Source organism: Pandoraea sp. LA3 (genome assembly GCF_022696215.1).
GTDB lineage: Bacteria > Pseudomonadota > Gammaproteobacteria > Burkholderiales > Burkholderiaceae > Pandoraea > Pandoraea capi.
Map to the genome: position 1 here is coordinate 37173 of NZ_PTPY01000039.1, position 13214 is coordinate 50386.

The window sequence follows — 13214 nt, forward strand, 5'->3', positions numbered from 1 at the left end:
TCGGATCCTGCCCCGGTCAATGCCGGACCCACTCGGCATGAAAGGACGATGTGCGGTCACGGCGCGGGGAATTGCGCGAGCGTTTGCTGGCCCTCTGCCGTGCGGGTGGTTTGCATGCGGATGAACGTTCGCACGCCCAGCGCCTGTTGATCCTTCACGCGTTTGCGTACCGCCAGACGGGTGGCGTGCCAGGCGCCCGGCATTTGCAGCACGGCGTCGATATCGTTGCGCGCCCGGTTGGCCGCCTCGTGGTCGCCGCGTGCCTCCGCCTGCTGGGCGAGCGCTCGCAGGTTGTCGATCCACGGGCCGATGTGCGGCGAGAGGCTGTAGTTGATCTGGAAGTGGCAGAGCTTGTTGGTCCGGTCGATCTCGCGCACGGCGGACTCGAAGGCTTCCAACTGCGCCGCTGCGCGCATGCGGTTCATCGGCGTATTCTTCTCGCCGCTCTCGTCGGGCGTCATCTTCGAGACAGCCTGACGCAGCCAGCTTTCCCGGTTCGCCGAAATCTCGGTCAGCATGTCGCGCGCCGTCGCGTGATAGCGATCGAGATCGGCGTCGAACTTGCCGTCGACCTGAAAGGCGCTGATGTCCTTGCGGTCCATGTGCCAGTACACGTCGCGGGTCATCGAGATGCCCAGCGGCAGCGATTGGGTGGGGGCCGAGGCGCCGTGTTCGTTGAGCTTGGCGGTCTGGTTGGCAATAGGCGAAAAGGCAGCCGCGGCGCCGACGGTGACACGCTGCTGCGCGTTCACCCCCATCGCATTGATCTGCACGCCGCCGCCTGCTTCCGTGCGGCGCGAGCGGGCTTTGTCGTGTTCGCCGGCGATCGAGAGTTCGAGCCCGGCTGTCTGCGTCGCCATCTCTCCCGACTTGCGCTTGATGCCGGGGAGCGTGGCCGCAGCGCGTACGGTCGTGGTATCCGAGCGGCCGCGTTCGAGCAGTTCGACGATGGAGATCGTGGGATGCCGCGCGAAGATCGCTTCGAGCGGGCTCGCGAACGACGGCCCCCGCTCGGGCTTGAGCGTGTCCCATTGGAGGGTGCTGTGGAGCACGTCAAGCATCTCGTTGCGTGTCTTGTCGTCGTTTTTGGGGGTGCGGGGTTCACGCAGCACAGTCGCCTGCGTGCGGGTGCGCGACGTCGCGAATTTTGCCGTGATGGCGCCTTGCGCCGACACAGGGCCGCCGATCGCACCGCCAATGGCCGCGCCGACGGTCGTTTCTGCGGCTTTGGTCTGCACCTGACCGATGGAGACTTCGAGACTCAGCGTGTTCATCGCGATCTGCAACGACGCCTCGCGTGAGACCGATGCCTCGGCGCTTAACACCGGAGTGACGACCGAGGGTGACACGACGACGGGCAGCTTTGGCAATCCGCCGCCGAGCGTGCCACCGCCCGCGACACGGATGCGGTGGCCGGTGCGGAAGTCCTCGACGTAACTGCTGAGCAGCATCTCGACGCCGGTCTTGTCGGCCAGTTTGCCGGTGCGGACGTAATCGAGTGCTGCCTTTTCGAGCGCGGCGCTGTCGCGCTTGCCGGAGGCGTTGGCGTTTGCGTTCGCGGTACGGTTGCCGGTGTCTCCGGTGTCGGGCGCGGCCGGTGGCAGGAGGTCGGTCAGCGATCGATTGATGGTTTCCATCGCCTCGTAAGCCGAGCGCCGCTCGTCGAACAATGCAAAGTACTCGGCAGGCAGCGCTACCATGGGCGCCTTGCTTGCGGTGTGATGCCTGTTGTTCGGGGCCGCAGGCGCGCCGTCGGTCGGCGTCGCCGCTTTGTGCGCGCGGAGCACGCGTCTTTTGACGTCGGCGAGATCGTGAGGCCCGAGCGCGACCTCGGACAGGTGAGCGCCCTTCGCCTCCAGTTGCTTGAGATGGGACACGATGCACTTCGCGACGAGCACCGTCTCGATGGCTTCGGGGGGCAAGGGCTGTGTGAGCGCCTGCGTCGTCTGCGCTTCGGCGGTCTCGATCTTGCGGCGCACGGCACGGTCGAGCGAGAGGGTGGGATGGCTCAGGCCGATGCGTTCGCTGAGGTGATTCGCGTTTCGGATCGTGGCGGGGCGAAACGGTGTCTTCTCGCTGAGCGGCGAAACCTTGCGCCACAGCTTGACCCATACCGGCACGCGGGGCCGTTGCTGCGGGGACGCACTGGCATTCGCGTACATGACCCAGTCTTCCGATGCCTTGTGAATACGCGCGTTATGCACGGCATATGGCGAGTCCGCCGCGTTGCTGGTGTAGCCGTTGCGTAGGGCGTGATAGGCGGAGAGGGCGACGTCGTCGTGCCGGGCCGTGTCATCCGCGCCGGTGTCGCCGCGTGCCGCGAGTTTGGCGGCGGCCACATCGCACGCACTGCCGAGCCACGCCTTGACGTCGTCGTCGGGCGTGTCGTCGCCGGTTTGGGTGCGGGCGGCGTCGGCGGCCCAGAACACACGCAGTGCCGTGCGCGTTTCCTTGTCCGGGGCGGCGTCGCCGTCCGCACTCAGGCAATGGATCAGATCGGCGCCGCGCGGCAGCCGCGACAGTTCCCGGCAAAGGTTGTGGACGTCGCTCGCCGTCTGGTTGGACGCGCCGTCGGGACGTGTCCAGTAGGCGGCAGGCCGGGCGGCCATGGCGCTCAAGATGCGTTCGGCGCGTACCGCGTACTCGCCGTCGGCGGGTTCGTCGTTCGCGGCATGGCCGAGCACGGTGCGAAGGGCGTCGGAGACGATTTCGGCGATGCCGTGATCGGGCATCGGCACGGATGTCTGCGCGCGCAGCCGATCGGCCATCGCCTGGAGCAACGGGGCGATTCTTGCCTGCACCGCCGGTGGGAATCGGGAAGTGTTGGCGGCGCCGACCCGGGCGATATGATCGCTAAGCGTCTGGATCGCATCCTGGCTATCCGGTCGTTTGCCGGTCGGTGTCTTCAATGCGGGCGTGTCTCGGCGCAACACATCGAGCTGGCTCGCGAGACGTTCCGCGTGATGCGCGTCGCGCACGACCGCGCCGCGCGACGACAGGAGCGTCTCCAGTTCGCCCATCTTCTGCGTGATGGCGGCGTCCAGATCGCCATGGTCGGCCTCGATTCGTGCGACGACCGACATCGCCCGCTCATAGCTCGCCTGTGCCGTTTGCAGCCGGTGCAGCAGCGTTCTGGCATGGGGCGACGGGTCCGCCCCGTCGTTCTGGCCGCGTCGCGCTGCGCCGGTATTCGGGGCCTGATCGACCGGAAGCTTCGCGAGCTTTGCGCTCAGACGATTCACTTCCGCCTCCGCGCTTGCCGCCTGCTGACGGGCCTCGTCGGCCTGCTGCGCCAGTGTCATGAGGTGACGCACGGCCTCGTTGCCGGTCTGCATCGCGGCCTTGATGTCGTCCAGCTTCCCTGGCGTCTCCTGACGGCATCGGTCCACCTGGCGGGAGAAGTCACCGATACGATCGAGGGCGAACGCCGTGTGCGCCTGTGCTTCCTGCTCGTGGAAGTTGATCGAGGCGATCATCAGGGCTTCGGGACCGTGCAGGGTGCGGTGCAGCGCGTTGGCGCTCGCGTCGCAAAGACGATTGGCGCGCTCAAGCGCGGCGCTGGCCTCCGTCACCGCGGCTTCTGTCGTCACGAAGTCAGGCGTGCCGGGCGCAGCCCCAAGACGCATCTGGCGGTCATGCGCCTGCATTGCCGCTCTCAGACCCTGTTCAGCCGTTTTCGCGTGGGTCAGCGCGGTATCCAGCTCCCCCTGCAAGCGGTCGATACGCTCGATGAGCGTTTTGACGGAGGCGGGCACCGTTCCCGTGTGCGGTTCGGTGGCGCTCGGCTTCGCGTTGCCGGACGGCGTGCGGCCCACATCGTTGACGTGGTGGACATTGAGTCGTGCGATGTTGCGTGTCGGCCCGGCGGACAGAAACGGGAACATGCGCACCAGACGCTGGCGAGCGGGCGAGGGCGCGGGCCGCGTCCACACCTCGATCTCCGATTTCGTCAGGCTTTCATGCATCTGTTGCGCCAGCGTGAGCAGTGCGCCGGGACTGAGGTCGGGGTCGCCGGGCAGTTTGGCGGGGGTGGCCGCCGGGCCCGTGGGACGATGACGGGTCAGTGTCGTGCCGGTGACGCCCGGCTGAATGACCACGGCGCGCGCGAACAGCTTCGATTGCATGCGGGAGATCAACGATTTGTCACCCGACGCCGAGGCTGGCGTTGCCTTGTCGCGTGCGGGAAGCGTCGCCACTGGCGCATCGAACTGACGCGATGCCGGTTGAGCGGTGACTGCCCTCGGCGTGCCGCTTCCCGTAGCGGCAGGCCCGGCGGGCTGGGAGGGCAGCGTCGATGTGGCGTGTGATGTGAGGCGTTTTACCATCGGGTACTCCGTGCGAGACGGGACAGGCATCTCGCGCTTTGCCGGCAGTTATTTGTCCGGTCTGGTTATGTTTCCTACAGCGCTGCGATCAGGCGAGAGCGGATGCGGGCTGATGAAATCGATTCTGTATACCGCGGTTTACGATTAGGAATCCTATGCGAAGCGTTGTGCGCAATAGCGAAATAAGTTGAGATTCACAATCCAAAATTCGCTTTTTTCGCCATTCGTACCGATTTCGGCTGGTGAATCAACGGCGCTGGCGCACCATCGCCGGGCGGGACAGGGAGGTCGCTGGAAAGTTTCCTTCCGAACCTCCTGCGCCACCTCGGCTAACGCGTTCCTAATTCGCCTCGCAAGGCCTACGACCATGACTACAGTGAATTCGTTGGCAGCCCACGCTGCCACCTCGCCGCTCTCGAATGACGACCTGTCCGGCGCGCTCGAAGACATTTCGCATCTCGAGGAGGAAATCAAACAGTTGATGCAGGAGATGATGGTGTTGCTGCAACGCGCGCTGTCGAATTCGTCGGACGAGGGCGGCCCGTCTGCCGTGGGCGGTGCGGGGGCGCCGCAAACGCGTCTGGCCATGCCGGCGGGCAATGACGACGTTGATGCCGGAGGCGATGGCGACGTTGACGAGGGTAGCGATGTCGACGGTAGCGGGGACGTGGACGACGACAGCGATGTCGATGACGCTGACGATACTGACGACGACAGCGATGTGGACGACACGCCGGAGACTTCCGCCACGTCCGGCACCAAGGGCGCGGGCGACGACGGCTCGCACGGCGCGGCCGGGCTGAGCGGCAAGGCGAGCACGCGTGCGCTGAGCGAGGACGAGAGCCGTGGCATGGCCAAGTCGCTCGTCAAGTACTTCATGGACAAGCTCGACATTCCGCAGCACGCCGCAGAGGGGATGGTGGCGAGCCTGTATCACGAGAGTGCTGGTTTGAACGCCAACATCTCGCAAGGCGAGACCGACCACTTCCGCGGTCTCGATGGCGCATTCCACGCCGACGACAACCGCAGCGGCTTCGGTCTGGGGCAGTGGAGCGGCACGCGTCTCGAAGGGCTGAAAGCACTCGCGGCCAAGACCGGCAACGATGTCGGCAGCCCGCTTAATGCTGCCGAGTTCATCGTGCAGGAGATGAAAGGGCCGTACAGCAGCACGCTCAGCGCGCTGCGCAACACGAAGTCGGCGCAGGATGCCACGGAAGTGTTCACCCGGATGTACGAGCAGCCGAGCGATCCGCAGATGGCATCGCGCCTGGCCGATCTGCTGTTCGTTCAGGCTTGATTCGCCGCTACGCGCGATGGGCTATGGCAACGGCGGTGTCGATCATATGCGAGAGGAGTGCGTCGTAAGCCAGCCCTTTGCGCTGCCACATCTGCGGGAATTGCGAGAGCGCCGTGAGACCGGGAATCGTGTTGACCTCGTTGATGACCGGCTCCAGCGTGCCGTCGGCGCGTGGTCGAAGAAAGAAGTCGACCCGCAGCATGCCCCGGCAACCGAGTGTGCGAAAGGCGTCGATGGCAGCGTCTTGCAGTCGTTGCGTGTCTTCAGGGGAGAGCGCGGCCGGAATTCGGAACTCCGATTCGCCGCTCTCGTATTTGGCATCGAATGTAAAGAAGGACTGACGACCGTGAAGCACGATTTCCAGCGGCGGGCCGGCTTCGAGGCGGCCGTCGGCATGTTCGAGAACGGCGACGTCGATCTCGCGGCCATGCACGGCCTGCTCGATCAGCACCTTGGCGTCGCTGCGAAATGCCACGGCGAGGGCGTCATGCACATCGGCCCAGTCGGTCACGCGCGTCACGCCGACACTGGAGCCGCTGCGCGCCGGCTTGACGAAGACGGGCAGGCCGAGGCGGTCGCGAACGTTGTCGGTGAGCTGTCGAGCGACGTCGTCCGGTCCTTCGACGACGATGCCATCGGCGACACGATGGCCTTGCGACGCCAGCAGGCGCTTGGTTTGCACCTTGTCCATGCCGGCAGCGCTCGCGAACACGCCACTGCCCACGTAAGGCACGCCAAGCAGTTCGAGCAGGCCTTGCACGGTGCCGTCTTCGCCATAGGGGCCGTGCAGCACAGGGAAGACAACGTCCTGAGCGCCGAGCGCGGGCAGGGCCGTCGCGAGGCTGCTGGCACGGGTGGTCGAGTCGCCGAGCAGCGCATTGCGGGTTGCCTCCAGCAGCGACGTGAAATCGATGCGGTCATTCGTCTCGATGGGGGCGCCGACGATCCATTGGCCCGTCGGATCGATGCGCACGGGCGTAACGCGATAGCGCGCGGGATCGAGTGCGGCGATGACGTTGGCGGCCGACTTGCACGACACGGTGTATTCGTCGTTGGCGCCGCCGAAGATCACGGCCACACGGGTGTTGACAGGACTGCGGTTGGACATGTGTTTCGTCTCCAGAATCATAGGGATAGCCGGCCCGGCCAGCGTTGCCGGACGTCGCGCAATGGCAAGAAACGTCTGGGCACGCGCGAACCGATGCCGGTGAGGATTTCGTGAGGATTGGTTTGCGCCCATTTCGCCCAGTCGAGTGCCGTCGGTGCGCCGTCGGCACCGTCGCCGAACAGCGTGACGACATCGCCGGGTGTCACGGGCAAGTCGCCGACGTCGAGCACGAACTGGTCCATGGCGATGCGCCCGGCGATGCGGCATCGCACACCGTGCACGAGGGCCTGCGCCTGGCCGGACGCCACGCGCGGCGCACCGTCGGCAAACCCGAGCGGCACCAGTGCGAGCGTGGTGTCGCGTGCGGTCGCGTAATCGCTGCCGTAAGACACCCGCGTGTTTGCGCTCACGCGACGGATGCCGATGACCTGCGCGCGAAGGGTCATGGCGGGGCGCAAGCCGAAGGTCTTGCCGGGCACCGGTTCGATGCCGTAAAGCGACAGCCCGGCGCGGGTCAGATCATGGTGTGTGCCGGGGGCCAGCAACATGGCCGCCGAGTTGGCGAGATGGCACACCTTGGGCGACAGACCGGCGGCGGCGGCCGTGGCGATAGCGTCGTGAAAGCGCGACTGCTGTGTGTGCAGGTAGTCGTCGGCGGGATCTTCCGCGTTGGCAAAGTGCGACCAGAGGCCATTCACGCGCACCAGACCTGCGCGTTCCAGCAGGCGAGCCGCATGGGTGAGCGCAGACCAGTCGGCAGGCAGCGCGCCGTTGCGCGAGAGTCCGGTGTCGATCTTCAGATGGATGCCTGCGCGAATGCTCGAACGCAACGCAATTTCAGCCACGAGATCGAGGTGCGCAACGCTGGCGACCGAAATGTCGATACCGGCCCGCACGGCGGCGCTCAGATCTTCGTTCGGTCCGAAGAGCCACATCAGAATGGGGGCGTCGATGCCCGCGCGCCGCAGCGCGAGGGCTTCGGTCTGCGACGTGACACCGAGCCACGTCGCGCCATTGGCCAGTGCGGTACGCGCGACTTCGAGCGTTCCGTGGCCGAAGCCGTTGGCCTTGACCACGGCCATGAGTTGCGCGTCGCGACAGACGTTGGCGAGCAGCGCGGTGTTATAGGCGATGGCATCGAGGTCGATCAGCGCCTCGGTCATCGTGGACAACGTATCAAGTTCAGGCATACGGACCGCTTCAGTACGACGCATGGCGCGCCGGGATTGCACCTGCAATTGCGAGTGAGTCTTCCACGCCGTATTGCTTGAGGTTTTTCCGTACCGAAGCGCTGACGCGCGTTCCGCAATCTTGAGTTTTGGTCCTTTAACGACCGTTGTGCGAGTTTCAGCGCGTGAGATCGGCGCGATTGCAATGCGATCAAAACGGGCGAATGTCCGCACGATGTATGCGGGTATTGGTTGCCGAAACTTCGCATGAGTCCTGAAACGAAGCGATGCGGCAGGCGCGGTTTTCGTGCTTGCTAAGCTGCGCCCCGCGAGCGTGTTTTCAGCCCCCCGTATCCGCTGCGCCGCTTCGTCTGTCGCTCGCCGGGCGGTGTCGCCTTTCGTCAGATCTCATGAAATTTCCCGCTTTGTCGCGCGCTGCCATCACGCTGGGATGCAGCGCCTTTCTGCTCGGTCTGCATGCACCGGGCGCCTTTGCCGAAATCAAGGTCGGGGTCAGTCTGTCCACGACGGGACCGGCGGCGTCCATCGGCATTCCCGAGAAGAACACCATGGCGCTGCTGCCTCGGCGCATCGGCAACGAGGCCGTGACCTACATCGTGCTCGACGACGCGAGCGATCCTGCACAGGCCGTAGCCAACGTGCGCAAGTTTGTGTCCGAGGACCACGTCGATGCGATCTTCGGCTCGACCACTGTGCCGAGTTCGCTGGCGATGTCGGCGGTGGCTGCCGAGTCGCACACGCCGATGATCTCGCTTGCCGCCGGTACCGCCATCGTCGAACCGGTCGACGACAAGCGCCGCTGGATCTTCAAGACGCCGCAAAACGATGCGCTGATGGCCGATGCGGTGACCGAGTCCATGGCGAGCCGCAAGGTGAAGACGGTCGCGTTCATCGGCTTCAGCGACGCCTACGGTGAGGGCTGGTACACCTCGTTCTCGAAGTCGGCACAGGCGCGCGGCATCAAGATCGTCGCCAACGAACGCTATGCACGTGCCGACACGTCGGTGACGGGGCAGGTACTGCGCATGCTCGCCGGTCATCCGGATGCCGTGCTCATCGCCGGTGCGGGAACGCCGGCGGTGTTGCCGCAGAAGACGCTCAAGGAGCGCGGCTATCAGGGCGTGATCTATCAGACGCACGGTGTGACCAATAACGACTTCCTGCGCCTGTGCGGCGCCGATTGCGAAGGGACGCTGCTGCCCGCCGGTCCGTTACTGGTCGTGGACGACCTCCCGCAGACCAACCCGGTGTACGCGTCGGCCCAACGTTACAAGCAGGTCTACGAGAAGGCCTACGGCGCGGGCACCGTGTCGCCTTTCGGCGCGAACGGCTGGGATGCCGGTCTGCTGCTGCAAAACGCGGTGAAGGGCGCCCTCAAGGTTGCGAAGCCGGGCACCGAAGCGTTCCGTTCGGCACTGCGTGACGGGCTGGAAAACGTGCATGACGTCGCAGGATCGCAAGGCATCTTCAATATGAGTCCGACCGATCACGCGGGGCTCGACGCTCGCGCGCGCGTGATGGTGAAGATCGAACACGCTCAGTGGCGTCTGGCAGAGCCCGCTGGCCGATAAGCCGTTCGCTTGCGCCCGGACGACGGATGTCCGGGCGTCTTCTGCGACGCCCCGGTCCGGTCGATGGGGTTCCGCGACGGACGGGGCGCTACCGCTTCAACCGAGTTTCAGCTTCGGAATCTCCAGCGCCAGCGCATCGACGGCGCAGCGTGTCTTGGAGGGCAGGTAGGGCGTTTTCGGCCATACGACATGGATCGGTTGCGGTCGCACGCCGCAGCGTTCGCGCACCGCGACGAGATTGCCCGCCGCCACGTGCCGCTCAAGCAGCCAGCACGGCAGATACACCAGTCCCAGACCGGCAATGCCCGCGTCTGCGATGGCCTGCACGTCGTCGAGACTCAGTTGGCGGGTGATATGCAGTTCCCGTTCGTCGCCGTCGGCGTCGAGGATTCGCCATTTCGACGTCGCGCCGTCGCACGAGTACGAGATCGCCATGTGCCCTTCGAAGTCCTCGACCGCGACGGGCATCCCGTATTTCTCGAGATAGGACGACGACGCCCCAATGCTCAGGTACTGCGTGCCGAGACGCCGGGCCTCCAGCGTGGTGTTGTCGCGCAACTCGCCGATACGGACCGCGAGATCGACGTTTTCGTCGATGAGATCGACGGCGCGGTCTGAGAATGAAATGTCGATTTGCAGCTTCGGGTGCTGACGTGCCAGCCCGAACAACACCGGTGCCACGCACTGATGGCCGAAGGCAATCGGCACGCTCACGCGCAGGCGGCCGCGCGGCTCGGTCAGGCCGCTTTCGACTTCCGCTGCCCCCGCATCGAGTTCGGCCAGCGCTCTGACGCAGCGCTCGTAGTAGACGCGCCCGGCTTCCGTGAGCGTGTGGCTGCGTGTCGTGCGATGCAGCAGCCTCACCCCCAGCCGCGCTTCGAGACGCGAAATCACTTTGCCGATGGCCGAGCGCGTCAGGTGCAGCCGCTCGGCGGCGAGCGTAAAGCTGCCGGCTTCGATGACCTGGACGAAGACCGCCACACCGTCGAGTTTGTTCATGATATTGGGTCCATTGAGGCGCGTATCGCGGGAAGAAATGTCGGTAATCGGGAATCTGGTTCCCGATATATTACCTCTCACCTCATTTCTTTCGCGATACTCATGACACGCTCTCGCGCCCCCCAAAATACGCTGGCGCTCGCCGCCATCTGCCTGACATCGTTGATGTTCGGCCTCGAAATCTCAAGCATACCGACGATACTCTCGACCCTTGAGCGCGTGCTGCACGCCGACTTCAAGGACATCCAGTGGATCATGAACGCGTACACGCTCGCCTGTACGACGGTGTTGATGGCCACCGGTACGCTCGCCGACCGCTTCGGACGCCGGCGCGTCTACGTGATCAGCATCGTGGTGTTCGCCCTGACGTCGCTCGCCTGTGGTTTGGCACAGAGTGCGCCGGTGCTGATCGTCAGCCGCTTCTTGCAGGGCATGGGCGGGGGCGCGATGCTGATCTGTCAGGTGGCACTGCTCTCGCACCAGTTCCGCGAAGGGCAGGAGCGCAGCAAGGCGTTCGGCGCCTGGGGCATCATCTTTGGCATCGGACTCGGCTTCGGCCCTATCGTCGGCGGCATGATCGTTGCCGTCGCCGACTGGCAGTGGGTCTTTCTTGTGCATGTGGTGCTCGCGATCGTGGCGCTCGGGCTGGTGTTCGCCGGTGTGCAGGAATCGAGTGATCCGCATGCCGACTACCTCGACGTGCCGGGCATCGTCACGCTGTCGCTGGCAACGTTCGGTCTCGTGTACTTCATCACGCAAGGGCCCGATCTCGGCATGGCCAGTCCGCAGGCGTTGGGCATTGCCGCTGCGACGCTCGCGAGTTTCCTTGCCTTTCTCTGGGTCGAGAAGCGCAGTCCGCGTCCGATGTTCGACTTTTCCGTCTTCCGGATTCGCCGTTTTTCGGGAGCGATGTTTGGCTCGATGGGCATGAACTTCAGCTACTGGTCGTTCATGATCTACCTGCCGATCTACTTTCAGGGGGCGCTGGGGTATTCGAGCGTCGAGGCGGGATGGGCGTTGCTGGCTTACACGTTACCGACGCTGGTCGTGCCGCCGTTTGCCGAGCGTCTGTCGCAGCGAATCGATGCGCGTCGCGTGATTCCGCTGGGTCTGTTCACCATCGGTCTGGGTTTTTTGCTGATGAAGATCGGCTCGGGCATGGCGCATGCCAGTTGGCTCACGATGCTGCCGGGTTGCCTGCTGTGCGGCGCGGGGCTGGGGCTGACGAACACGCCGGTGACCAACACGGCAACGGGCGCGGTGTCGGCCAACCGTGCCGGCATGGCGTCGGGCATCGACATGAGCGCGCGACTGATCAGTCTGGCCGTCAACATCGCGCTGATGGGGTTCATTCTGCTCAAGGGGGTGCACGGGCATCTGACCAGCGCGCTGTCGGGGAATGTCGATGCGCCAACACTGCGCGCGCTCGCGGAGAAAGTCGCGGCGGGGAGTTTCGATGCGCTCGCGGTTGCTGACCCGCAAGGGCAAGCCGCTCATGCGGCGCATGCGGCACTCGTACATGGTTTCGGCGCAGTGATGGTGTACGGGGTTGCCGGCGCCTGGGTAATGGCGTTGCTCAGTGTCGTCGCGTTTGGCGGTGGCGGGCGAACGCACGAGGTGACGCCGGCCGTGACCGAAAAGGCTTGCTGACCGGCGTCTGCCGCGATGCTAGATGGCTTACCCCTGCGTGCGATACGTTTTCAGTTGCGGAAAGGCTTCATCGTCCAGATCGCCGAATTCACCGCGTCGGTAGGCCGAGATGCGATCGTTGAGTTGCTCGACCGAGTTCATGACGAATGGACCGTGCTTCGCGATCGGTTCGTTGAGCGCCGGGCCGGACAAGACGACGAAGTGGCCGTCGCCGGCGTCCGCACGAATGGCGATGGCGAGTGAGGCTTGGCTGGCGCCGGCGCTCAGGCCCATGGCGACGGCATCCCCCGCACTTAACTGCCGTGTCGTCCCGGCAACGTCGACCTGAAGCGCACCGGAGATCACGCAGACGGTCGCGTTCCAGCCGCGCGGCAGGTCGTGATGAAACGTGGCGGCGCTCGACAGAAAGCCGTCGAGCAGGGTGAACGGTTGCGGCAGTTCGTCGTTCTTCGCAGCACGTACGCCGTTGCTCTCACCGGAGACGACGCGCACGCGCAGGCCGGGGGCAAGCACCTCGGGGACCTCGGCAGGGGCGACGTCGAACGCATACGGCGCGTCGTATTTCTGCGAGGCGGGCAGGTTGACGAAGATTTGCAGCGCGTGGACATGATGCCCGTCGCCTTCGGGCTGCTCCGTGTGCACGGCGCCGCGACCGGCGGCGAACCAATGCAGGGCGCCGGGGTGGATCGGGCCGTGGTTGCCGAGCGAGTCGTAGTTCACGTGGGCGCCGACAGCGTCCTCGAACATGTAGGTGACGGCGGAGATGCCTGCGTGCGGATGCGGCGAAAACGTCGGGGCCGTCATGTGGAAATGATCCAGCATGACGACAGGATCCATCAGGCCGCCGAAGGTCTGCTCGCCGAAGTGCTTCGCCCGGAAGCCGTCGCGAAGGGTCATGTCATGCCCGCGAATCACGCCGGAGATCCGTACCGAAGCGCCCGTGTCGCTCGTCTTGTCCATATGCTGTCCCTGCCATTGACTTTGGTATGAACGACAGCATACCGACCGGACTCGCCGTGGAATATAGGCGCTTCGGTAACTTCAAGTTGCGCGGACGGAACAATCGCAGTGCGC

At 65.1% G+C, this 13214-nt stretch carries 8 protein-coding genes; 3 read left to right on the forward strand and 5 right to left on the reverse strand.

Going from position 1 to position 13214, the window contains the following annotated elements; translation table 11 throughout:
- Nucleotides 1-56: 56 nt before the first annotated feature.
- A complete protein-coding gene (locus C5N93_RS25340) occupies nt 57-4325 on the reverse strand; it encodes a hypothetical protein (protein WP_242561447.1) in 4269 nt (1422 codons plus the stop codon).
- A 367-nt stretch (nt 4326-4692) separates the two neighbouring features.
- Between C5N93_RS25340 and C5N93_RS25345 the strand changes: the two genes are divergently transcribed.
- A complete protein-coding gene (locus tag C5N93_RS25345) occupies nt 4693-5622 on the forward strand; it encodes a phage tail tip lysozyme (protein ID WP_242561448.1) in 930 nt (309 codons plus the stop codon).
- Nucleotides 5623-5629: 7 nt separating this feature from the next.
- Here C5N93_RS25345 and C5N93_RS25350 read toward each other — a convergent pair whose 3' ends face one another.
- Both C5N93_RS25350 and alr read right to left on the reverse strand, forming a co-directional pair.
- Nucleotides 5630-6730 (reverse strand): D-alanine--D-alanine ligase family protein, encoded by a 1101-nt coding sequence (locus tag C5N93_RS25350; RefSeq protein ID WP_242561449.1) that lies wholly within the window; start codon nt 6728-6730, stop codon nt 5630-5632.
- Between the two features lie 17 nt (nt 6731-6747).
- Complete coding sequence (gene alr, locus C5N93_RS25355) at nt 6748-7920, reverse strand: alanine racemase (RefSeq protein WP_242561450.1); 1173 nt, start codon at nt 7918-7920, stop codon at nt 6748-6750.
- A 389-nt stretch (nt 7921-8309) separates the two neighbouring features.
- Between alr and C5N93_RS25360 the strand changes: the two genes are divergently transcribed.
- A complete protein-coding gene (locus C5N93_RS25360; protein ID WP_242561451.1) occupies nt 8310-9491 on the forward strand; it encodes an ABC transporter substrate-binding protein in 1182 nt (393 codons plus the stop codon).
- A gap of 96 nt (nt 9492-9587) precedes the next feature.
- On the opposite strand, the gene C5N93_RS25365 is transcribed toward C5N93_RS25360, so the two are convergent.
- Nucleotides 9588-10493, reverse strand: coding sequence for a LysR family transcriptional regulator (locus C5N93_RS25365; RefSeq protein ID WP_242561528.1), 906 nt, complete (start codon nt 10491-10493; stop codon nt 9588-9590).
- A 99-nt stretch (nt 10494-10592) separates the two neighbouring features.
- On the opposite strand from C5N93_RS25365, the gene C5N93_RS25370 reads away from it, so the two are divergent.
- On the forward strand, nt 10593-12140 hold the full coding sequence (locus tag C5N93_RS25370; RefSeq protein WP_242561452.1) for an MFS transporter: 1548 nt from the start codon (nt 10593-10595) through the stop codon (nt 12138-12140).
- Nucleotides 12141-12167: 27 nt separating this feature from the next.
- Here the strand turns inward: C5N93_RS25370 and C5N93_RS25375 are convergent, their stop codons facing one another.
- On the reverse strand, nt 12168-13100 hold the full coding sequence (locus C5N93_RS25375; protein WP_242561453.1) for a pirin-like C-terminal cupin domain-containing protein: 933 nt from the start codon (nt 13098-13100) through the stop codon (nt 12168-12170).
- Between the last annotated feature and the right edge of the window lie 114 nt (nt 13101-13214).

What these genes read in the sequence shown, in the direction of transcription:
- C5N93_RS25370 (WP_242561452.1), top strand. Translation starts at nt 10,593, where the DNA reads ATGACACGCTCTCGCGCCCCCCAAAATACGCTGGCGCTCGCCGCCATC.
- C5N93_RS25345 (WP_242561448.1), top strand. Translation starts at nt 4,693, where the DNA reads ATGACTACAGTGAATTCGTTGGCAGCCCACGCTGCCACCTCGCCGCTC.
- C5N93_RS25360 (WP_242561451.1), top strand. Translation starts at nt 8,310, where the DNA reads ATGAAATTTCCCGCTTTGTCGCGCGCTGCCATCACGCTGGGATGCAGC.
- C5N93_RS25375 (WP_242561453.1), bottom strand. Translation starts at nt 13,100, where the DNA reads ATGGACAAGACGAGCGACACGGGCGCTTCGGTACGGATCTCCGGCGTG.
- alr (WP_242561450.1), bottom strand. Translation starts at nt 7,920, where the DNA reads ATGCCTGAACTTGATACGTTGTCCACGATGACCGAGGCGCTGATCGAC.
- C5N93_RS25350 (WP_242561449.1), bottom strand. Translation starts at nt 6,730, where the DNA reads ATGTCCAACCGCAGTCCTGTCAACACCCGTGTGGCCGTGATCTTCGGC.
- C5N93_RS25340 (WP_242561447.1), bottom strand. Translation starts at nt 4,325, where the DNA reads ATGGTAAAACGCCTCACATCACACGCCACATCGACGCTGCCCTCCCAG.